The sequence below is a fragment of the Streptomyces sp. cg36 genome, assembly GCF_041080675.1.
Lineage (GTDB): Bacteria > Actinomycetota > Actinomycetes > Streptomycetales > Streptomycetaceae > Streptomyces.
On the sequence record NZ_CP163520.1, the window covers coordinates 7,428,167 to 7,449,926 of the forward strand.

Sequence of the window (21,760 nt, forward strand, 5' to 3'; positions counted from 1 at the left end):
CGCCCGTCCGCCAGTCCCACCCCGTACCGCGCACACCGCGCGTGCTGTTCCAGCAAGGAGATCCACGACCATGTCCCACAACCGCCGCAGCATCCTCGGCGCCGCGCTCGGTCTGCCCGCCGTCGTCGCCCTCGGCAACCTCGCCGCCGCCGCGCCCGCAGCCGCCGCCCCCGGCGGCGTGGACGCGGGGGACTGGGCCGACCTGGTCCTCGAACCCGGGATCACCGCCCAGGCGGGCGCGACCCCGCAGGTCCGTCTGGTCACCATCGCGGGCACCGCGTTCCTCCAGGCCCGTGGCGCCATCACGTGCAACATGACGGCCGACACCAAGATCGCCGCGCTGCCCGCCGCGATGGCCCGGCCGACCTGGTACGTCCGGGCGACCGCCCCGCGCAACAACAGCCAGGGCATCAACTCCTGCCGTTTCGAGGTGAATTCCTCCGGCTCGGTGACCATCTACGGCGCCAACACCGGCAACGCCATCACCTGGGTGCAGTTCGACTCGGTCCAGACCATCTGGCGCTAGTCCGCCGCCAGTTGCTCCGCCTTCTCGCGAGGCGCCGATGGCCCCGGATCCGTACGGACGGATCCGGGGCCTTTCGCCGTCCGGATACTTTACTCGGCCCTGATGGCATGCCCTGGTCAAATCTGCCAGGCTTTCCGGCAGCCGCCGCAGCCCGGCCGCAAGGGTGCGGCGGCGGCACACCGAGCGTTTGGTCCACGGCCGCCCCCGGCGCACCCAGCCGTCCGGGTGGTCACCGAGGAGGCCGGAATCCCGGCCGCGTCAAAGGAGTTCCGTGTGAGACCCACCCCCCACCAGGCTCACAAGGCCGTCGCAGCGGGCGTGTTCGCCATCGCTGCGGTGGCCGCCCTCTCGCTCCCGGGCACCGCGGCGGCAGCCGCCCCGCACCCGTCGGCGAAGGCCGACGCCTGCACCCCGGCCCAGGTCGTCGCCAACGGCGACTTCGAGAGCGGGACTTCGCCCTGGAGCCAGTCCCAGACGAGCGTGATCACCAGCCGGGCCGGACAGTCCGCCCACGGCGGCAGCTCGTACGCCTGGCTGGACGGCACGGGCCGGACGCACACCGACACCCTCTCCCAGAGCGTGACGATCCCCTCCGGATGCAGCAGCGCCACCCTCACCTACTGGCTGCACATCGACACCGCCGAGACGACGTCGTCCACGCAGTACGACAAACTCACGGCGAAGATCGGCAGCACCACGCTGGCCACGTACTCCAACCTCGACAAGAACACCGGATACGTCCAGAAGTCGCTCGACGTGTCCGCGTACGCGGGCCAGACCGTGAACCTCGCCTTCACCGGCACCGAGGACTCCAGCCTGCAGACCAGCTTCGTGCTGGACGACATCGCCCTCAACACCTCGGGCGGCACGACCCCGCCCGGCGACTCCACCCGTACGCCCGCCGCGCCCTCGTACACCGTCAACCTCACCAGTGACACGAGCGGTTCGGTCTGGAACGGCCACGAGAGCGCCACCTTCACCAACGCCTCGGCCACCCCGCTCAGCGAGGTGTACCTGCGGCTGTGGGACAACTACCACGGCACCTGCTCGGCCATGCCGATCACCGTCACCAACGTCACCGGCGGCACCGCGGGCGCCCTCTCGGTGGGCTGCACCGCGCTGCAGGTCTCGCTGCCGGCCCCGCTCGCCCAGGGCCAGAGCGCCACGATCGGCTTCGACCTCGGCATCACCGTGCCCAGCGGCGCCGACCGCTTCGGCCACGACGGGGCGTTCAACAACATCGGCAACGCCCTGCCCGTCCTGGCCGTCAAGGACGGTTCCGGCTGGCACCTCGACCCTTACACCAACAATGGCGAGTCGTTCTACTCCCTGGCCGCCGACTTCAAGGTGACCCTGGACCATCCGACCTCGCTGCTGGTGCCCGCCACCGGCACCTCGGTGGACACCCCCGGATCCAGCGGCCGTACCGTCACCACCGCCACCGCGTCCAAGGTCCGCGACTTCGCCTGGGCGGCCGGGCCGTTCAGCAAGATCTCCGGCACCTCACCGGCCGGCACCGCGATCAACATCTACTCGGTCTCGGGCATCAGCTCCTCCGACGCCCAGTCGATGCTGGCCACCGCCAAGAGCGCGGTCGACACCCATGCGGCGCGCTTCGGGGCCTACCCGTACGGCGAGCTGGACGCGGTGATCGACAACAACTACTGGTTCGGCGGCATGGAGTACCCCGGTTTCGTCCTCGACCTGGTCAGCACCACCGCGCTCACCCATGAGATCGGCCACCAGTGGTTCTACGGGATCGTCGGCGACGACGAGTACAACAGCCCGTGGCTGGACGAGGCGTTCACCGACTACGCCACCGACCTGGCACAGAACAAGACCGGCACCGGCTGCTGGAACAGCGTCTCCTGGGCCTCCTCGGCCGAGAAGATCACCAACTCCATGGCCTACTGGGACGCCCACTCCTCGCGCTACTCCACCGTCGTCTACGGCTACGGCAAGTGCGCCCTGCACGACCTGCGGCGCGTCCTCGGCGACACCGTGATGGCCAAGGTCCTCAAGGACTACGCCACTTCGCACTGGTACGGGGTGTCCACCACGGCCGAGTTCAAGGCCGCGGCCCAGGCGGCCACGACCACGGACCTGACGTCGTTCTGGACCCAGCACCGCATCGACGGCTGACGCCGCCGCGCGGACCGGATCGGACGGGGTGCCTGGTCGACAGCGGCCGGGCACCCCGGCTCCGGCGCCCCCGCGCTCCGGATCGCCCCTCCTACCGGGGAGGCGCGGTGAAGCGCAGGGGCGCCGGGCGTTGTACGCGAGGGGCGGGGGACGCCGGGGTGAAGGGTTTGGAGAAGAGGGCCAGCAGGCCCGGATGGACCACGCACAAGGGCATGCGGCCCGTCTCCGCCGCGGCCGCGCGCAGCCGCTCGTCCGCCGCCAGGCGGTCGGCGCCGACGTACAGATACGCGTTCTGCGCGTACCACGGCTCGATCTCCGGGTCGTCCCACAGCCGGGCGCGCAGACAGTCGACGAGCTCGTACCCCCAGCGGGCGAAGTGGTCGCGCCAGTAGTTCGGCCACTGTTCGTTGCGGTGGTCGCTGCCCGTCTGGCCGGGGACCGCGGCCGAGAAGAGCACCACGTCGGACAGGGCGCACAGGTCGGCCACCAGGGAGCCCGCGCGCTCCGGGTCCAGGTGCTCGGCCGCCTCCAGCGACATGGCGAGGTCGAAGCGGCGGCCGTCCAACCGCAGCGGGCGGCCGAGGTCGTGCCGGTGGAAGCACTCGGCGGGAATGCGCAGGGCGTCCTGTGCGACCCAGTCGCCGTCGACCCCGAGGACCGTCTCGGCGCCGAGCCTGCCGGCGGCGGCCAGCCACGACCCCGTACCGCAGCCCAGGTCGACCACGCTCGACGGCCGGATCAGGTCGAACACCAGTGGAAGCACCCGCTCGGCGGACCTCGCCGAGCCGTCCTGCTGGCTCTCGTAGAACCACGCGCCGTACGCGTCGCTGCGGTCCTGGGGATTCGGCATCCGCGTCACCTCGAAGCTCGCTGGTCCACCGTCCGGTGATCGACAGCGACGACGGTCGCACATCGCCCCTGCGGCCGTGGCGTGCCACGCCCGCAGGGGGGTGAAAGCGTGACGGCGGGCGATGTCACGTCCGTCCGCCGGGCCGGCGCGCGGCGGAGGCGGCGCGGTCGGGATCCACCAGGCCGGGCGCGGCCTCGGCGATCCGCTGCCGCATCGGCCGCTGCCGCAGGGCGGCGAACGCCTCGTCGAGCAGCCGGCTCAGCGGGAACGACAGCTCCGCCTCGAACTCCGTGGACGCGGCCGTGGTCGCGGCCCACTCCGCGTCCAGCGTCGGCACGAGTGCCTCGGCCTTCATCGTGAGACGGACGATCCGCCGGCGTTGGTCCTGCCCGCCGCCGAGCGCGACGAGGCCCTCCTTGGCCATCTGGGCGACGGTCTGGCTCGCCGCCGAGTGGGTGACCCCGGTGACGGCGGCCAGCTCGCGGATGGAGCTCGGGCCGTCCGCCACGAGGGCGCGTACGACCGGCGCGAAGCGGGGGCGGAAGCCGGTCAGGCCGAGATCCCGGTAGACGGCGGCGACGTCTCCGTCCAGGAGCTCCAGGAGGAGGCGCAGCCGCGTCCCGAGCAGCTCGGGACCGGGTCCCGTGGGGGAGTCGGCGGCGGGGTTGCTGTGCTTGCGAGTCACATGGATTAATCTAACAGCACTGTGACAGTGCTGTTAGATCTCATTCCCTGGGTCCCGGACCCGGCCATCCCCGTGAGGAGACTTCGGCCTTGAGCGAGCTCCATCCCCCGATCGAGCCCTACGACCACGGCATGCTCGACGTCGGCGACGGCAACCTCGTGCACTGGGAGGTGTGCGGCAACCCGCGGGGGAAACCCGCGCTGGTCGTGCACGGCGGCCCCGGGTCGGGGTGCGGCCCCCGGGCGCGGGAGCACTTCGATCCGACGCGGTACCGCGTGGTCCTCTTCGACCAGCGCGGCTGCGGCCGGAGCACCCCGCACGCGAGCGACCCCGCGACCGACATGCGGCACAACACCACCGGCCATCTGATCGCCGACATGGAACGCCTGCGCGAGCACCTGGGGATCGAGCGGTGGCTGCTGTACGGCGGCTCGTGGGGCTCCACACTGCTGCTGGCCTACGCCGAACAGCACCCGGAGCGGGTGACGGAGATCGTCGTCGCCAGTGTCACTACCACCCGGCGCTCGGAGATCGACTGGCTCTACCGGGGAGTGGGCCGCTTCTTCCCGCGGGAGTGGGAACGCTTCCTCGCCGGTGCCCCAGGCACACCCCGCGACGGCGATGTCGTGGGAGCGTACGCGCGGTTGACGGAGCACCCCGACGCCGCCGTCCGGGAGCAGGCCACGGCGGACTGGTGCGCCTGGGAGGACGCGGTGCTGTCCGGCGAGACGGAAGTCGCCCCACGGCCGTTCGGCGGTCGGCCCCCGGCCGCCCGGCTCGCCCTGGTGCGCATCTGCGCCCACTACTTCTCCCACGGGGCCTGGCTGGAGGAAGGCGCGCTGCTGCGCGACGCCCACCGGCTCGCGGGCATCCCGGGCGTCCTCGTCCACGGGCGGCTCGACATGAGCGGCCCCCTCGACACCGCCTGGGAACTCGCGCGCGCCTGGCCCGACGCGGAGCTGATCGTCGTGGAGGGAGCGGGGCATCTGGGCGGGACGGAGACCCAGGGGCACCTGCTCGCGGCCCTCGACCGGTTCGCGGCCGTGGGGTGAGCGCCGGGCGCGCGCCCGGACCGGACGCGCTCCGACGGCCCGGCCCCCGGCCTACGCACAAAGGACCATTTCCCGCCCGCCGCCGTGTGCGGACCGCCCGCGCACGGACAATGAGGGCTGGGTGAGCGGGGGTCGGGCAGCGGAGGGGCGGCTGCGTGGGGGAGCATGAGCGGGGTGAGTCGCGGGCGCTCGCCGTAGTGCGTCGGCATCTGGCGGCGGTCGACGCGAGCGGTGATCCGGCGCGACTGTTCGCGCCCGAGGTGGCCGCCGATGTCGAGCGTCTCGAAAGGGAGTTGAGCGAACGACTCACGCTCGACCGTTCGCTCGCCCTCGGGTGGGTCGCCCTGCATCGCTCGCGCGCCGCGCACGGCGAGGCGGCCACCGCCCACCGGATGAGGGCGCTGTGGTTCCTGCTTCCGCCGTTCCTGGTGGGGGAGGGGGCGGTACCGGCCGAGGCGATGCCCGCCGAACTCCTCCCGGAGCTGGCGGGCGTGGCCGTCACTCCGGCGATGAGGATGCTGCGTGAGGCGGGCGAGGACGGGACGGTGGAGAGCGCCGGGCGCGCCCTGTGGGCCTGGATGCGGATCGTCTCGTGCATCGGGCCGCAGGACGCCGCGGGCATCGGCGCGCTCGCCAATCTCAGCGTGGCCATGCGGCTGTTGGGTGAGCGGGGCGCCGGTGCGCACTATCTGGAGAAGGCCGTGGTGGTGTCCCGCGAGGCCGCGACGCGCCTGGCGGCCGACGACCCCCGGCTCCCGGACGCCCTGGGCATCGTGGCGAGCTCCTGGTGGTCCTGGTACGAGGACTCGGGCAAGGCCGAGCACCTGGACGAAGCGGTGCGGGCGGCGGTGGACGGCGCACGGGCCGGCGGGCCCGGCATCGGCGCGCACCCGGACCGGGTGCGCCTCGCGTCGACCGTCCTGTACCGGCGTTTCCGCAGTGCGGGCGCTGTCTCCGATCTCGAAGAGTCGATCAGTTGGTCACGACGGCTGATCGAAACGACTGATGTGGCGCGCGCGGGCGACGTGACGGGTGCGGCACGGGCGAGCGACCTGGCTGATGCTGCTCGGACGGCTGATGTGGTTGGTGCCGCACGGGCGAGCGCCGCGACCGATGCCGTACGGGCGGACCACCTGTCCGATGCCGCACGGGCGGACCACGTGACTGAAGGAGCTCCGGCGAAGGGCGCGGCTGAAGGTGCTCCGGTGACCGAAGTGACCGACGCGGCTGACGCGGCCGACGCCATCGACCCGGATCCGCCCTCCGAGGTGTACGATCCCTCGTTCGCCCGGGACCTGGGCGTGCTCGGCGAGCGGCTGAGCGAATACGCCGAACTCGCCGGTGACACACACGCGTTGGACGAGGCCGCCGAGCTGGCCCGCCGCACCGTCACCGTGGCGGCCGACGACGATCTGGAAGCCCGGCTCGCCGCGGCCGGCATCTGGCACACCGTCTTCGGCAGAACCGCCGACCGCGCGGCCCTGGACCGTTCACGGGCGCTCGGTGTGTCCAGTGCCCGCGCGCTCGCGCCCGAACACGCGGACCGGGCACGCCACTTGAGCAACAACGCGCTGACCCTGATCCTCGCCCACGAGAACTCCGGCGTCCCGGCCGACCTGGACGAGGCCCTCGCGCTCGGCGAGGAAGCACTGGCCTGCGCGCCCCCGGGCCACCGTGACCGGGACGCCGCCCTGAACGCCGTCAGCGGCGGGCTCGCCCAGCGCTACCGGCGCGACAGCGACCTCGCGGACCTCGACCGGGCGATCGCCCTCGGCCGTGAGCTGACGCGCGCCCCCGGAGCCCGGCCCGCCACCATGGGCCTGTGCAACCTCAGCACTCTGCTGCGTACGCGGTTCGTGCGCACCGGCGACGCGGCGGACATCGCGCAGGCCGTCGAGGCGGCCCGGGCGGCGCTGGACTCCGCGCGGGACCGGCGTCTGCGGGCCCGGTCCCAGGAGCAGCTCGCGCTCTGCCTGGTCCGGCGCTTCGCCGCCGGGGGATCACCGGCCGACCTGGACGCGGCCGTCGAACTGGGCCGTGAGGCCCTCGCCGGAATGCCGCGGGACCGGCCCGACTGGGTCACGCTCCTCGCCAACCATTCCCTGGCCCTCCTCACCCGGTACGAGCACACCGGCGCGCTCGAAGACATCGACGCGTGCCTCGCGGCCATCCGGGGCGCGAGCCGACGGCTGGACCCCGGCCATCCGGGGCTGGCCGATCTGCTCAACAACGAGGGGTACGCGCTGCTCACCCGCCACTACCGCACCCGATCGGCGGACGAGCTGGACGAGGCCGTCGCCTGCGGTCGCCGTGCGGTGGCCCTCACCTCGGCCGGTGCCGTGCGGCTGCCGGGCACGCTCTCCAACCTCGCGCTCGCGCTGCGCACCCGCTTCGCCCTCGGGGCCGACCCGGCCGATCTCGCCGAGGCGATCGCCGTCGGCCGTCGCGCGGTGGAGGCGACGGCCGCCGGTTCTCCCGCCCGCGCCCAGCACCTCAACAACCTCGGCTACGCGCTGATGGCGCGGTCGGCGCCGGACGCCCCGGCCGACGAAGCCGCGGGGCGCGACTTTGGCGAGGAGGAGGCGGCGGACGGAGGCGCCGCGCTCGACGAAGCCGCACAGGTCTTCCAGGAGGTCCTGGAGCTGGTGCCGCCCGGCGCCGCCGCGCGCACCTACCCCCTGATGAACCTGGGGCAGATCCTGGCCGCCAGGAGCTTGGCGGCGGGCCCAGTCGCGGCCGGATCCCGTGAGGAGGAGCGGGACCCGGCGGCACGGCGGTCACGGCAGGGGGCGTCCGACGCGTTCGCCGAGGCGTTCGCGCTGACCGGGGCGCCGCCCCGCCGACGGATCACGGCAGCACGGGCCGCCGCCCAACTGCTGGCCGGGGAAAGGCCGTACGAGGCCGCAGGGCTTCTCGCCGCCGCCGTGGACCTGCTGCCCGCGCTGACCCCGCGCATGCTGGCCCGGGGCGATCAGCAGAGCCTGCTGGGGACGTGCTTCGAGCTGGCGGCCGACGCCGCCGCACTCGCGCTCGTATCCGAGGGCGGTCCCGACGTCGGTCCCGCGCGAGCGGAGCCCGGTCCGCCCGAGCAAGCGGCGGCGCGCGCCCTGCGGCTGCTGGAGTCGGGGCGTGGCCTGATGCTCGGTCAGGCCCTGGACACCCGCGGCGACATCACCGAACTGCGCCACCAACACCCCGACCTGGCGGCCGACTTCCTCACCGTGCGGCGGCGGCTCAACTCCGCGTCCGGGGACGCGCCCGGCGGCTGGGCCCCGGCCGAACCGTGGCAGCCCGCCACCGAGGCGCGGCGCGACCTGGCCGCCGAGTTCACCGCCGTGCTGGAGCGGATCCGTGCCCGATCCGGCTTCGGCCGCTTCCTGTTGCCGCCGCTCCTGCCCGAGCTCCTCGCCCAGGCGGAACACGGCCCGGTCGTGGTGATCGCGGTGAGCGGCCACGGCAGCCACGCCCTCCTGGTCCGCCCCGACGGCGTGGGCGCGCTGCCGCTGCCCGCCCTGGACCGGGACGCGGTGCGGCGCAGGGCGGCCGGGTTCGCGGCGGCCCGCCGGGCCGCGACCAGCACCTCGCCCGACCGGCGCGAACGCGGGGTGGGCTTCCTCAACGCCACCTTGGAGTGGCTGTGGGACGCGGCTGGCGAACCGGTCCTGAACGAGCTCGGTCTGACCGCGCCCCCACCGCCCGGGCAAGCCCCGCCCCGGGTGTGGTGGAGCCCCGGCGGACTGCTGGGGCTGCTCCCGCTGCACGCCGCCGGACACCACCGGCACCCGGGCCCCGGCGCCGGGCGGACGGTCATGGACCGGGTGGTCTCCTCGTACACCCCCACCCTGCGCGCCCTGCGCCACGCACGGCGGCCCCTGCCGCCGGACCCGTCCGGGCGCGGGCTGGTCGTGGCGATGCCGCTGACGCCCGGCGCGAGCCCGCTGCCGTACACCGCGGAGGAGGAGTCGAGCGTGCGCGCGCACCTGCCGCGCGCCCGGGTCCTCACGGCGGCGGGACCGGTGGAGGGGCGGGCCGAGGAACCGGCGGCGGCCGTACGCGAGGCCGTGCTTGGCGCGCTCGCCGACTGCTCCCTGGCGCACTTCGCCTGCCACGCCGTGAGCGACCCGGCCGACCCCTCCCGCAGCGCCCTGCTGCTGGAGGACGCGCCCCTCACCGTGGCGAGCCTGGCCGAACTCGACCTGGACGGCGCCCGGTTGGCCTATCTGTCGGCGTGCAGCACGGCGACCACCGGAGCACCCGTCCTCGGCGACGAGTTCGTCAACCTGGCGACGGCCTTCCACCTCGCCGGGTTCCGCAGCGTCATCGCGACGCTCTGGCCCGTCTACGACCGCTCCGCGGCGGATCTCGCCCAGCTCTTCTACGCGGCCCTCGACGGCCCGGCGGGACCGGACCCGGACCGGGCGGCACGGGCCCTGCACCACGCAGTCCGGCAGCTGCGCGACCTGGTGCCCGACCGCCCCGACGTATGGGCGGCCCACCTGCACTCCGGCGCGTAGGAGGGGGCCGGGCGGGGTGTGCGCGCAGCGGTGTTCCGGGGCTCCGGGACACGGATGATCAAGGTTGTTCCGGACCCTTGCTTTCACCTCGGCGTCGGCTTACCTTCATACACCGGCCGCCCGCGCGCCGACCTCCGGGGCGCACACTGGCGCACACCCGTCGCGCAGACGATCAGGCTGATCGTGGGCCGCCGGGGCCGTCACACCCCCCACCCCTTCGCTCAAGGATGCAAGGCACCGTGCCCGAACCCGTCACCCTGCGCGGCCGCACCCTGCGGCTGGAGCCGCTCGGCGAACACCACGTCGAGGGCCTGGCCGCGGCTGCCGCCGAGGACCGCGACAGCTATGGTTTCACGCCCGTTCCCAGCGGGCTCGCGGCGACCGAGCGGTATGTCGCCGACGCGCTGGCGGCCCGCGCGGCCGGACGCGCGGTGCCGTTCGCCACGGTGCGGAGTGCGGACGGCACGGTCGTCGGCTCCACCCGCTTCTGCGAACTGGACTACTGGGAGGGGCCGGTGCCCTGGCCCCCGGCCCCCCGCGGCCCCCTCGGCCCGGTGCTCACCGCCGTTCCCGACGCGGCGGAGATCGGCGGCACCTGGCTGTCCGCCCGCGCCCAGGGCACCGGCATCAACACCGAGGCGAAACTGCTGATGCTGCGGCACGCCTTCGAGACCTGGGGCGTGCGCCGGGTGTCGCTGCGCGCCGACGCCCGCAACCTGCGCTCGCGCGCGGCGATCGAGCGTCTCGGCGCCACCCTCGACGGCGTCCACCGCGCCCACTCGCGCGGCCTGGACGGCATGGTCCGGGGGACCGCGTTCTACTCGATCCTCGACGAGGAGTGGCCCCGGGTGCGGGACCTCCTGGAACAGCGGACGGCGGCCCGGCCGCACGCGAGGAGCGCCCACCCGCGCCCGCTCGTCCCGGCCTGACCCGCCGTGCAAGGCCGCCCAGCCTCCCCGCCACCAACCGGACGGCGGGGAGGAGGCGATCGGCGGCGCGGGTCAGGCCGCGCCGACGGCGGTGGAGAGCCGCACGCCGCCCCAACCCCCACCCGGGGGAATTCACCCTTTCCGCCCACAGCGGATGCCGTCGCCGAAGCCCCGGTTTGGGATGGACGGGTGCCTCCCTCGCAGACCAGCCCGCCGTCGAACGGCGAACCGCACCGCTCCGCCCCACCCCCCAAAGGGTGGCTCGGGCGCCTGGGCCACTGGTGTGCCCGGCACTTCGTCGTGGTCATCGTGGTGTGGCTGCTCGGCCTCGGCGGTGTGCTGGGTTTGGAGCGGGCCTTCGGCGGCGAGTACTCCGACGACTTCTCCATCCCGTCCAGCCAGTCCCAGGACGGCGTCGACGTGCTGCGGGCCCATGACCCGGCGGCGGGCGGCTACAGCGGCCAAGTGGTGCTGTACGACGCCTCCCGGCCCCTGACGGAACTGGGCGACCAGGTGGGCCAGGCGGTCGGCGCGCTCAAGGCGCTCCCGCACGTCCTGGCCGTGCAGAACCCGCTGCCGGCGCCGGGCACACCGCCGCCCCCGTCGAGCGGGCCGAACACCGGACCGCTCTCCAGTGACGGCAGGACGGCCTACATCACCGTACGGTTCGACGTCCCGCCCGCCACCCTCGGCGACTCCTACCTCGACGGCGTCGACCGGGCCGTGGCACCGGTGCGGGCGGCCGGGGCGCAGGTGGAGTACGGCGGGCCGCTGGGCGAACTCGCCCGGCCCGCGCCGAACGACCGCACGAGCGAGCTGATCGGCTTCGGGGTGGCCGTCGTGGTCCTGCTGATCGGCTTCGGCAGCCTCCTGGGCGCCCTGCTGCCGCTCGTGACGGCGCTGATCGGGGTGGTCCTCGGCCTCGGCGCGCTGGCGCTGCTGGCCGCCGCGTTCACCTTCGCCACCGTCTCGCCGACGCTGGCCACGATGATCGGCCTCGGCGTGGGCATCGACTACGCCCTGTTCCTCATCACCCGCCACCGGCAGCAGATCATGGACGGCATGCACCCGGCCGACAGCGCGGCCCGCGCCGTGGCCACCAGCGGCCGGGCGGTCGTCGTGTCCGGCTGCACGGTCATCGTCGCGCTGCTCGGACTGTGGGTGTGCGGTGTGTCGTTCATCGGCAAGCTGGGTGTGGCGGCGGCGGTCACGGTGGTCTCCGCGGTGCTGGGCGCGCTCACGCTCGTCCCGGCGCTGCTCGGGCTCATCGGTACGCGGATCGACGCGCTGCGGGTGCGGACCCCGGTGGCGGAAGGGGACGACGGGGCGGCGGCCGGGCAGGGCGAGGAGGTCCGTGGCGGAGGCCGCGAGCCCGGGTTCTGGCACCGGTACGCGCGACGGGTCGAGCACCGGCCGTGGTGGTTCCTGACCGCCGGTGTCGTCGCGGTGGCCGTCCTCGCCGTTCCGCTGCTCTTCATCCGCCTCGGCCACATCGGCGACGGCGCCGACCCCGAGAGCTTCACCGACCGCCGCGCCTACGACCTCACCGCGCGGGCCTTCGGGGCCGGGGCCAACGGCCCGCTCACCGTCGTCATCGACCAGAGCCACGTCCCGGCCGCCGACCGGTCCGCGCTCGCCACGAAGGCCGCGCAGGCCCTGTCGGATCCGCCCGGCGCGGCGAGCGCGACGCCGCTGCGGCCGACGTCCGACGGCGACGTACTCGTCGCCACCGTCGTCCCGGCGGGCGCGCCCCAGGACGCCTCGACGACGTCGCTGGTCAACCGACTCAAGAACGACACCCTGCCCGCCGTCGTCGCCGGCACGGCGGCCCACGGCTACGTCACCGGCACGACCGCCGCGCAGGTCGACTTCGTCGACATCCTCTCCGCACGCCTGCCGCTGATCATCGCGACCGTGGTGGCGCTGGCCTTCCTCATCATCCTGGTGGTGTTCCGGGGCGTGGTGGTGGCCCTGAAGGCGGCGGCCCTCAACGTCCTGTCCATCGGCGCTTCCTACGGTGTGGTCGTCGCCGTGTTCCAGTGGGGCTGGGGCGGCCCCGCGCTGGGCGTGGCGGGAAAGGTGCCCATCGAGAGCTATGTGCCGATGATGATGTTCGCCATCGTCTTCGGCCTGAGCATGGACTACGAGATCTTCCTGCTCTCCCGCATCCACGAGGCGTGGCTGCGCACCTCGGACGCGCGCCAGAGCGTCGCCCACGCCCTGGAGATCACCGCACGCGTCATCACGTGCGCCGCGCTCATCATGGTCAGCGTCTTCGCGGCGTTCATCGTCAGCGACAACATCGTGGTGAAGATGCTGGCGGTGGGCCTGGCTGTGAGCGTGCTGATCGACGCCACCGTGGTCCGCCTCCTCCTGGTCCCCGCGGTGATGACCCTGCTGGGCACATCGGCCTGGCGGACCCCGGGCTGGCTGGACCGCCTGCTGCCGCACGTGGACGCGGAGGGCGAGGGGACGGCGGGACCGGGGACTGGGGAAGGCCGGGCGTGAGCCGCGGCGAGGAGCCGGAGGACCGCCAGTGCCCGTGCGCGGGGCGGGGCACGTGGGTGCTCCCGTCCCGCACACGGGCAGGTTGACGCGCCGGACGAGTTACGCCGCCTCCGGGAAGTGGCAGGCCGTCTCGTGGGGTTCGCGTGGGGTGGTGATGCGCAGCAGTGGTTGTTCCGTGCGGCAGATCGGCTGGGCCTTGGGGCAGCGGGGGTGGAAGGTGCAGCCCGGTGGGGGTGCGGCGGGGCTCGGGGGGTCGCCCAGGAGCGTGATGCGTTCGCGGGCCCGCTCGGCCGTCGGGTCGGGCAGGGGGACCGCGGAGAGCAGGGCGCGGGTGTAGGGGTGGGCGGGGGCCGCGTACACCCGTTCCTTCGGGCCGATCTCGACGATCCGGCCCAGGTACATGACGGCGACGCGGTCGCAGACGCGTTTGACCACCGACAGGTCGTGGGCGATGAAGAGGTAGGCGAGGCCCAGTTCGCGCTGGAGGCGTTCCATGAGGTTGACGATCTGGGCCTGGACGGAGACGTCGAGCGCGGATACCGGTTCGTCGGCGATGACCAGGCGGGGGCCGGTGGCCAGGGCGCGGGCGATGCCGATGCGCTGCGCCTGCCCGCCGGAGAACTCGTGCGGGTAGCGGTCTATGTGTTCGGGGATGAGCCCGACCAGCTCCATCAGCTCGGCGGCCCGGCGCCGCGCGTCGGCCGCCGACGTGCCCTGCACCAGCAGGGGGTCGGAGATGATCCGGGCGACGGTCTGGCGGGGGTTGAGCGAGGAGTGCGGGTCCTGGAAGACCATCTGTATCTCGCGGCGCAGGGGTTTGAGTTCGCGCTGCGGGAGGTGGCTGATGTCCCGGCCGTCGTAGGAGACGGTTCCGCCGGAGGGTTCCAGGAGGCGCACGATGGTGCGGCCCGTGGTGGACTTGCCGCAGCCGGACTCCCCGACGAGGCCGAGCGTCTCACCGGGTGCGACGTCGAAGCTGACGCCGTCGACCGCGCGGACGGGTGCGGCGCCCCGGCGCCGGGCCGGATACACCTTGGTCATGTGCCTTACGGACAGCAGTGGTTGGGGCGGTGTGGTCGTCCGGTTCATGAGGGAGTGCCTTCGACGGTGGGGAAGTGGCAGGCGACCGCGCGGCCGACGGGGCCGGTGAGCAGGGGCAGTTGGGTCTCGCAGCGCATGCGGTCGCCCGCCGGAGCCGCGCCGGAGCGGGCGCAGCGGGGGGCGAACGCACACCCGGGAGCCGGGGTGAGCAGGGACGGCGGGCTGCCGGGGATGGCCCGCAGCGGCTCGTCGTCGGCGTCGTCGAGCCGGGGCAGCGAGTCGAGCAGGCCGCGCGTGTAGGGGTGGGCCGGGGTCGCGAACAGGGTGTCCACCTGGGCCTGTTCGACGGCCCGGCCGCCGTACATCACCAGGACGTCGTGGGCGACCCGGGCCACCACCCCGAGGTCATGGGTGATCATGACGACCGCCAGTCCCCGTTCCTGTTGCAGCCGGGCGACGAGGTCCAGGATCTGCGCCTGGACGGTGACGTCGAGCGCGGTGGTCGGCTCGTCGGCGACGAGCAGTTCGGGCTCGCAGGCCAGCGCCATCGCGATCATCACGCGCTGGCGCATGCCGCCGGAGAACTGGTGCGGGTATTCGCCCGCCCGCCGCCGCGGCTCCGAGATGCCCACCTCGGCGAGCATCTCCACGGCGCGCCGGCGGGCCGCCGAGCGCCGGGAGCGGAAGTGGACCCGGTGGTGTTCGGCGATCTGCTCGCCCACCGTGTAGTAGGGGTGGAGGCTGGAGAGCGGATCCTGGAAGATCATGGCCATCCGGCGCCCGCGCAGCCGGTTGAGCTCGCGTTCGCCCAGCCCGATCAGCTCGTGGCCGTCGAGGGCGATCGAGCCGGTGACCTCGGCGCTGGTGTGCAGACCCAGGACGGCGAGCGAGGTGACGGACTTGCCGGAGCCGGACTCGCCGACGATGCCCAGCGTGCGGCCCCGGTGGACGTCGAAGTCGAGCGAGTCGACGGCCCGTACGGGCCCGTGCTTGGTCGGGAAGGTGACGCTGAGGTCCCGCACCGAGAGCAGGGGTTCCACCAGCGGGTCCTCGTGTACGCCGGTCGCCGCGACCGGGCGCTGCCGGGCCGGGGTGGCGGGGTGGGGCGCGTCCATCAGTACCTCACTCGCGGATCGACGACGGCGTAGAGCAGGTCGACCGCCAGGTTGGCGACGACGATGAAGGTGGCGGCGAGGAGGGTGACGCCGAGGATGACCGGCTGGTCGCCGGTGGACAGCGCCCCGTAGAAGAGCCGCCCGATGCCCGGCAGTCCGAAGATGGACTCGGTGATCACGGCGCCCGCGAGCAGCCCGCCGAGGTCCATGCCGAAAAGGGTCAGGATGGGGGTCATGCCCGCCCGCAGCCCGTGCTTGACGACGACCGTACGGCGGGGCAGCCCCTTGGCGCGGGCGGTGCGGATGTACGGCTCCGCCATGGTCTCGATCATCGAACTGCGGCTCTGGCGGGCGTACATGGCCGCGTACAGGATCGCCAGCGCGAGCCAGGGCAGCAGCAGGTTGGAGGCCCAGTGGACCGGGTCCGAGCCGAACGGCACGTACTGCGGATAGGGCAGCAGCCCGGCCGTGCGGATCAGACCGTAGATCAGCATCATCGAGGTGAAATAGACGGGCAGGGAGGCGGCGGCGACCGCGCCGACCATCAGGACCCGGTCGGTGAGGGTGTCCTTGCGCAGTGCGGCCGTGACCCCGGCGGACAGCCCGAGCACCAGCCACAGCACCGCCGAGCCGAGCGCGAGCGAGGCGGAGACGGGGAGGCGGTCCATCAGCAGGCCCCACACCGACTCGCTGTTCTCGTACGAGTAGCCGAGGCAGGGGAAGTCGCAGTGCAGCGCGTACTGGCCGGTGCCCATGGTGCGGCCGGTGAAGATGCCGCAGACGAAGTCCCAGAACTGCTTCCAGACCGGCTGGTCCAGGCCCATGTGGGCGCGGATCGCCGCCAGTCGTTCGACGCTGCACGACTTGCCGCAGGCCGCGGCGGCCGGGTCGGAGGGCAGTACGTAGAAGATGGTGAAGGTGACGGCGGCGATCGCGATCAGGACGCCGGTCACGCCGAGCAGTCTGCGCCCGATGTAGAGGGTCATCAGCGGCTTCCCCTCGGGTCGAGGATGTCCCGCAGCGCGTCGCCGAGCAGGGTGAAGGCGAGGACGGTGAGGAAGAGGCAGGTGCTCGGGACGATGAAGTACATGGGGTCGGTGTCGTAGAAGGCGACGCTCTCGGCGATCATCTGGCCCCAGGACGGCGTGGGCGGACGCACTCCCACCCCGAGGTAGCTCAGGGCCGCCTCGGTGGCGATCATGCCGGGGACGATCAGGGTGGTGTACGCGATGACGGGCCCGGCGACGCCCGGCAGGATGTCCCGGGTGAGGATCCGCCAGGGGCCCGCGCCGTTGACGCGGGCCGCGTCCACGTATTCGCGGTGCTTGAGCGAGAGCGTCTGGCCGCGCACGATCCGGGCGATGCCGGGCCAGCCGAACAGGCCGATCACGGCGGTCATGAGCAGGATCCGGTTGACGTCCTTGGCCACCGACATCATCGCGATCATGAAGATGAGGGAGGGGAAGGACATGGTGAGGTCCATCAGCCTGCTGAGCACGGCGTCGGTGCGCCCGCCGAAGTAGCCGGCCGCGACTCCGGCCGCGGTGCCCGCGACCACCACGATCGCGGTCGCGGTGAAGGCGATCAGGAGCGAGACCTGGGCGCCGTGCACCGTCCGGGCGAACAGATCGCGTCCGGTGACGGGTTCGACGCCCAGCCAGTGGTCGGCGGAGACACCGCCGAGGGCGCCCAGCGGCTTCCCGCCGAGATAGGGGTCGACGGCCGTCTTGTCGAACTCGTCGGGCGACCAGCCGCCGAGCCTGCTGAGCAGGGGAGCGCCGGCGGCCATCACGACGAAGAGCACGACGACGGCGAGGGAGATCTTGACGGAGAGGCGGCGGCGCAGCTCCGCGCGGGCCAGCTGCCAGGGGCCGCGGCCCGCGGCGGGCGCCGGGGCCGGGGCGGCGGCGAGGGTGGTGGTCATGGTCGGACGGTCCCTCAGCCCTGGCTCTTCGACGGGTCCTTGAGGCCGACGGTCGCGTAGTCGAGCTGACCGCCGAACGAGGTCTGGCCGTAGGCGCCCGCGATGTTGTCGCCGAGCACCAGCGGCCAGCGGCGCACCAGGACCGGCACGGCCGGGGCCTTGGCGAGGATCTCGCCGTCCAGCTGCTGCCAGGCGGTGTTGGCCTGCTTGGCGTCGGTCAGCGCGGAGATCTCGTCCATCCGCTTCATGGTCGCGTCGTCGCGGAAGAGCGAGTGGTTGCCGGAGTTGCCCTTCTCCTTGATGTAACGGCCGTCGAAGACGAACGGCAGGAAGGTGGAGCCGGAGGGGTAGTCGGGGCACCAGCCCGTGTAGACGAGGTCGGTGCGGTTCTTGGTGTCGCCGATCGTCGCGTAGAACGCGGACGGGTCGACGGTCTCGATGGTGACCTTGATCCCGGCCTTGCCGAGCGCCTGCTGGATCGCCTCGGCGCGGCCCTTGTCGCCGGTGGAGACGGTCATCCGGGTGCTGAACCCGTCCTTCTTGCCGGCCTCCTTGAGGAGTTGGCGGGCCTTGTCCGGGTCGCCGGAGGCCGGGATCTCGAGGGTGTCGGGCTGCTTGCCGTCGAAGAGGGTGGCGGGCATGTACGCGGTGGAGAGGTCGTTGAAGGCGGGGCCGCCGGAGGCGGTGAGCACCGAGTCCTTGTCGAGGGCGTACTCCACGGCCTGACGGACCTTCACGTCGTTGAACGGGGCCCGCCCGGTGTGCATCTGGACCATGTCCGTGCAGTTGGTGGACTCGGCGATCAGCCGCTTGCGGATCTCGGCGCTCGGCAGGACCTTGGCCGCGCTCTCCGGGCGCAGCGCACCCCAGGAGACGGCGGAGGCGTCGGCGCCCTGGGAGGCGATCAGCCGGTCGTCGATCTGGTTGGCCTTGAGCCCCATGGTGACCACGAGCCTGTCCGGGTACGCCTTGCGCACCGGGTCGGTGGCGGCGTCCCAGTGCGCGTTGCGCACGAGCACCAGCTTCTTGCCGCGCTGGTACGAGTCGATCTTGTACGGGCCGGAGGAGAACGGCCGGTTGTCGTACTGCGGCCCGTTGTCCCGCTTCTGCGGGACCGGGGCGAAGGTCGGCATCACGGTCGCGTTGGGGAACTCCGCGAAGGGTTTGCGCAGTTCGAAGACGATCGTGTGGTCGTCGGGGGTCTTGATCGAGTCGAGGTGCTTGCCCTGGGCCGGGCCCTGGTAGCCCTCGGCGCCCGCCAGGTAGCGGGCCGCGTAGTCGGCGCCGCCGGGCAGGTCGGGGGAGAAGGACCGCTCCACGTTGTACTTGACGTCCCCCGAGGTCACCGGGGTGCCGTCCTCGTATTTGACGCCCTGCTTGAGGCGGAAGGTCCAGGTCTTCGCGCCGTTGGAGGAGGTGCCGAGGTCGGTGGCGAGGTCCGGGACGAGCGTGCTGCCGCCGGTGCCGGGGGCCGCCTTGTAGGTGACCAGGGTGCGGTAGAGCAGCCGGGTGCCGAAGTCCATGTCGTTCATGACCCAGTTGCGGGCGGGGTCGAGGTGGGTGAAGTCCTGGTTGGACAGGACGGTCAGGGTGCCGCCCCGCTCGGGCGTGCCGCCGACGACGGTGCCCGCGTTGGCGGTCGCCGGGTTCTTGCCGCCCGCGCCCCGGCCGTCGGCGGAGTGCTTGGTGTCGGAGCAGCCGACCGCCCCGAGGGCGAGTGAGGTCACCAGGGCGGTGGCGAGGGCGGTGAGGGTGCGGTTGTTCATCAGTGGTCACTCCGAGAGCGCGAGAGCAGTCCGGCAGCCGGATGCGGCTGGAATGTGACCGGTAACATAGTAATGTGAAATTGCACTGACAACCCATCGGCTGCACCTTTACCTACTCGTGTCCGAGTCGCCCGCGCCCGGCGGCCGTCGGCCTCCCGGGCCCCGCGTCCGAACCGGATCCTCCGAATCTCCGCGGGGAACCCTTGGCGGCGTAAGTGCAATGTGAAATATTACTGCCGCCGGAAAGGGTGCGGGGCGCCCCGCGACCACCGATGCGATGTCACACCACGACGAGAGGTTCATCGAGATGACCACCACCTGGAATCCCGCCCGGCCCTGGCGCGGCATCATGGTCGCCACCACGCTCCCCCTGCGCGACGACCTGTCCGTCGACTACGACGGCTACGCCGAGCACGTCCGCTGGCTGATCGAGAGCGGGTGCGACGGCGTCGTGCCCAACGGCTCCCTCGGCGAGTACCAGACGCTCAGCGACGAGGAGCGCGCCCGCGTCGTCCAAGTGGCCGTCGAGGCCGCCGGTGACGGCGCCCGGGTGATGCCCGGCGTCGCCGCGTACGGCAGCGGCGAGGCGCGCCGCTGGGCCGAGCAGGCCGCCGAGGCGGGCGCGGGCTCGGTCCTGCTGCTGCCGCCCAACGCCTACCGCGCCGACGAGGCGGCCGTGCGCGCCCACTACGCCGAGGTCGCCCGCGCCGGTGTCCCCGTCGTCGCGTACAACAACCCCATCGACACCAAGGTGGACCTCACCCCGCGCCTGCTCGCCGTGCTGCACCAGGAGAGCGGCGTCGTCGCGGTGAAGGAGTTCAGCGGCGATGTGCGCCGGGCCTACGAGATCGCCGAACTCGCCCCGGAACTCGACCTGTTGATCGGCGCCGACGACGTACTCCTCGAACTCGCCCTGGCCGGCGCGGTCGGGTGGGTCGCGGGGTACCCCAACGCCTTCCCCGCCTCGTGCGCCGAGCTCTACCACGCCGCCGTCGCGGGCGACCTGGCCACCGCCCGCCCGCTCTACAAATCCCTGCACTCGCTGCTGCGCTGGGACTCCAAGACCGAGTTCGTGCAGGCCATCAAGGCGTCGATGGACATCGTCGGCAGGCGCGGCGGCCCGGTCCGTCCGCCGCGCCTGCCGCTGACGGGCGCGACCGAGGCGGGGGTGCGTCTGGCCACGGAGAAGGCCGCCGCCGACGGCCACCGCTGACTCCCGCCCGCACCCGAGCCACCGGCCCACCGCCGGGGCGGTCCCGCCCGGGCCGCCCCCTCTCGACCCCTACGCGCCTTCCGGAGGCACCCGCCATGGCCGCTGACACCACCACCGTCATCTCCCGCAACCCCGCCGACCCCGCCGACGTCCTGGTCCACCTTCCGGCCCCCGGGGCCGACGTCACCGCCCGGACCGTGGCCGACGCGCGCGCCGCCCAGCCCGGCTGGCTGGGCGGCGGGGCCGCCGCCCGGGCCGCCGCGCTCGGCGCGGTCGCGGACGCCGTCGGGGCCGCCGCCGACGAACTGGCCGCGCTCGCCGTGCGCGAGGTGGGCAAACCGGTCGGGGAGGCCCGCGCGGAGGTGGCGCGGACGGCGGCGATCTGGCGCTACTACGCCCAGGCCCCCTACGAGGCCGCGGGCGCCGTCCACGAACCGGCCGCCGGGACCGGCCTGCTGCTCACCCGCCGCAGGCCGCACGGTGTGGCCGGGCTCATCACCCCCTGGAACTTCCCCTTCGCCATTCCGAGCTGGAAGGCCGCACCGGCGCTCGCCGTGGGCAACGCCGTCGTCCTCAAGCCCGCCCCGGAGGCGACGGCCTGCGCCCAGCGGCTGGCCGAGATCATTCAACTGGCCCTGCCCGAAGGGGTGTTCACCGTGACGCCCGGCGGCGCCGTCGAGGGCGACGCGCTGGTGGCCACCGCCGACGTCGTCTCGTTCACCGGGTCGACCGCCGTGGGCCGGGCCGTCGCACGGGCCGCCGCCGAGCGGGGCGTTCCCGTTCAGGCCGAGATGGGCGGCCTCAACGCCGCGATCGTGCTGCCGGACGCCGACATCGCCGGGGCCGCGGCCCACATCGCCGCCGCGGTCGCCGGATACGCGGGCCAGAAGTGCACCGCCACCAGCCGGGTGATCGCCGTCGGCGCGGCCCTGGACCCGCTGCGCGAGGCGCTCGCGGAGGCGCTGCGGGCCGTGCCGGTGGGCGATCCGGCCGCGGCGCACACCGTCTGCGGCCCGCTCATCGGCGAACGCGCCCGCGAGACGGTGCGCGCCGCGTCCCGCGGACTGCCGGTGCTGGCCGAGGCCACCGCCCCCGAGGGGCCGGGCTGGTACGCGGCCCCGACCCTGGTCGAGAAGGTCCCCGCGGACCACGCGCTGCTGCGCCAGGAGGTGTTCGGCCCGGTCGCCGCCCTGCTGCCCGCCGCCGACCTCGCCGAGGCGGTACGGATCACCAACGCGGTGCCGTACGGCCTGGTCACCTCGGTCCACACCGCCGACCTGGACACCGCCCTCGGCGGGCTCGACGGCCTCGACACCGGGATGATCCGGGTCAACGCGCCCTCCACCGGCGTCGACTTCCACCTGCCGTTCGGCGGCACCAAGGCGTCCAGCCACGGCCCGCGCGAACAGGGCCGGGCGGCCCTGGAGTTCTACACCTCCAGCCGCACCTACACCCTGTCGCCCGCGCGCCCGGCCTGACCGTCCGCCGGCGCCGA

At 73.3% G+C, this 21,760-nt stretch carries 15 protein-coding genes; 8 read left to right on the forward strand and 7 right to left on the reverse strand.

The genetic code is table 11. From position 1 onward, the window contains the following. Positions 1-70 precede the first annotated feature (70 nt). Positions 71-526, forward strand: a complete 456-nt coding sequence (locus AB5J87_RS32810; RefSeq protein ID WP_369382114.1) for a hypothetical protein — start codon at positions 71-73, stop codon at positions 524-526. Between the two features lie 273 nt (positions 527-799). Next, positions 800-2,668, forward strand: coding sequence for a M1 family aminopeptidase (locus tag AB5J87_RS32815; protein WP_369382116.1), 1,869 nt, complete (start codon positions 800-802; stop codon positions 2,666-2,668). Positions 2,669-2,759: 91 nt separating this feature from the next. Here the strand turns inward: AB5J87_RS32815 and AB5J87_RS32820 are convergent, their stop codons facing one another. Both AB5J87_RS32820 and AB5J87_RS32825 read right to left on the reverse strand, forming a co-directional pair. Further along, positions 2,760-3,518 (reverse strand): class I SAM-dependent methyltransferase, encoded by a 759-nt coding sequence (locus tag AB5J87_RS32820; protein WP_369382118.1) that lies wholly within the window; start codon positions 3,516-3,518, stop codon positions 2,760-2,762. A 124-nt stretch (positions 3,519-3,642) separates the two neighbouring features. Then, positions 3,643-4,203: a MarR family transcriptional regulator gene (locus tag AB5J87_RS32825; RefSeq protein ID WP_369382121.1), complete on the reverse strand. Its 561-nt coding sequence runs from the start codon at positions 4,201-4,203 to the stop codon at positions 3,643-3,645. A 131-nt stretch (positions 4,204-4,334) separates the two neighbouring features. Here AB5J87_RS32825 and pip point away from each other — a divergent pair, with 131 nt between their 5' ends. The 4 genes from pip to AB5J87_RS32845 all read left to right on the forward strand — a co-directional run bounded on the left by pip (position 4,335) and on the right by AB5J87_RS32845 (position 13,206). Further along, positions 4,335-5,255 (forward strand): prolyl aminopeptidase, encoded by a 921-nt coding sequence (gene pip, locus AB5J87_RS32830; protein ID WP_369383740.1) that lies wholly within the window; start codon positions 4,335-4,337, stop codon positions 5,253-5,255. 155 nt (positions 5,256-5,410) lie between these two features. Then, positions 5,411-9,769: a CHAT domain-containing protein gene (locus AB5J87_RS32835; RefSeq protein ID WP_369382124.1), complete on the forward strand. Its 4,359-nt coding sequence runs from the start codon at positions 5,411-5,413 to the stop codon at positions 9,767-9,769. Between the two features lie 239 nt (positions 9,770-10,008). Beyond that, on the forward strand, positions 10,009-10,698 hold the full coding sequence (locus tag AB5J87_RS32840) for a GNAT family N-acetyltransferase (protein WP_369382127.1): 690 nt from the start codon (positions 10,009-10,011) through the stop codon (positions 10,696-10,698). Between the two features lie 189 nt (positions 10,699-10,887). Continuing rightward, positions 10,888-13,206, forward strand: coding sequence for an MMPL family transporter (locus tag AB5J87_RS32845; protein WP_369382130.1), 2,319 nt, complete (start codon positions 10,888-10,890; stop codon positions 13,204-13,206). A 99-nt stretch (positions 13,207-13,305) separates the two neighbouring features. Here AB5J87_RS32845 and AB5J87_RS32850 read toward each other — a convergent pair whose 3' ends face one another. From AB5J87_RS32850 to AB5J87_RS32870, 5 genes are read right to left on the reverse strand one after another with little or no spacing between them, the layout of a single operon-like run. Beyond that, a complete protein-coding gene (locus AB5J87_RS32850) occupies positions 13,306-14,295 on the reverse strand; it encodes an ABC transporter ATP-binding protein (protein ID WP_369382133.1) in 990 nt (329 codons plus the stop codon). Next, positions 14,292-15,362: an ABC transporter ATP-binding protein gene (locus AB5J87_RS32855; RefSeq protein WP_369382135.1), complete on the reverse strand. Its 1,071-nt coding sequence runs from the start codon at positions 15,360-15,362 to the stop codon at positions 14,292-14,294. The genes AB5J87_RS32850 and AB5J87_RS32855 overlap by 4 nt, the downstream gene beginning before the upstream one ends. Then, complete coding sequence (locus AB5J87_RS32860; RefSeq protein WP_369382138.1) at positions 15,362-16,348, reverse strand: ABC transporter permease; 987 nt, start codon at positions 16,346-16,348, stop codon at positions 15,362-15,364. The genes AB5J87_RS32855 and AB5J87_RS32860 overlap by 1 nt, the downstream gene beginning before the upstream one ends. Then, positions 16,348-17,286 carry an ABC transporter permease gene (locus AB5J87_RS32865; protein WP_369382141.1) on the reverse strand — a complete coding sequence of 313 codons (939 nt, stop codon included), beginning with the start codon at positions 17,284-17,286 and terminating at the stop codon, positions 16,348-16,350. Before AB5J87_RS32865 ends, AB5J87_RS32860 begins: the two co-directional genes overlap by 1 nt. 14 nt (positions 17,287-17,300) lie before the next feature. Further along, complete coding sequence (locus AB5J87_RS32870; RefSeq protein WP_369382142.1) at positions 17,301-19,052, reverse strand: ABC transporter substrate-binding protein; 1,752 nt, start codon at positions 19,050-19,052, stop codon at positions 17,301-17,303. A gap of 307 nt (positions 19,053-19,359) precedes the next feature. On the opposite strand from AB5J87_RS32870, the gene AB5J87_RS32875 reads away from it, so the two are divergent. Both AB5J87_RS32875 and AB5J87_RS32880 read left to right on the forward strand, forming a co-directional pair. Further along, positions 19,360-20,265, forward strand: a complete 906-nt coding sequence (locus AB5J87_RS32875; protein WP_369383741.1) for a dihydrodipicolinate synthase family protein — start codon at positions 19,360-19,362, stop codon at positions 20,263-20,265. A 95-nt stretch (positions 20,266-20,360) separates the two neighbouring features. Continuing rightward, entirely contained in the window at positions 20,361-21,743 is a 1,383-nt protein-coding gene (locus tag AB5J87_RS32880) for an aldehyde dehydrogenase (protein WP_369382144.1), read from the forward strand. Positions 21,744-21,760 lie beyond the last annotated feature (17 nt).

Coding starts and splice junctions, on each gene's coding strand:
- AB5J87_RS32810 (WP_369382114.1), top strand. CDS start 71: ATGTCCCACAACCGCCGCAGCATCCTCGGCGCCGCGCTCGGTCTGCCC.
- AB5J87_RS32820 (WP_369382118.1), bottom strand. CDS start 3,518: ATGCCGAATCCCCAGGACCGCAGCGACGCGTACGGCGCGTGGTTCTAC.
- pip (WP_369383740.1), top strand. CDS start 4,335: ATGCTCGACGTCGGCGACGGCAACCTCGTGCACTGGGAGGTGTGCGGC.
- AB5J87_RS32850 (WP_369382133.1), bottom strand. CDS start 14,295: ATGAACCGGACGACCACACCGCCCCAACCACTGCTGTCCGTAAGGCAC.
- AB5J87_RS32855 (WP_369382135.1), bottom strand. CDS start 15,362: ATGGACGCGCCCCACCCCGCCACCCCGGCCCGGCAGCGCCCGGTCGCG.
- AB5J87_RS32860 (WP_369382138.1), bottom strand. CDS start 16,348: ATGACCCTCTACATCGGGCGCAGACTGCTCGGCGTGACCGGCGTCCTG.
- AB5J87_RS32865 (WP_369382141.1), bottom strand. CDS start 17,286: ATGACCACCACCCTCGCCGCCGCCCCGGCCCCGGCGCCCGCCGCGGGC.
- AB5J87_RS32870 (WP_369382142.1), bottom strand. CDS start 19,052: ATGAACAACCGCACCCTCACCGCCCTCGCCACCGCCCTGGTGACCTCA.
- AB5J87_RS32875 (WP_369383741.1), top strand. CDS start 19,360: ATGACCACCACCTGGAATCCCGCCCGGCCCTGGCGCGGCATCATGGTC.
- AB5J87_RS32880 (WP_369382144.1), top strand. CDS start 20,361: ATGGCCGCTGACACCACCACCGTCATCTCCCGCAACCCCGCCGACCCC.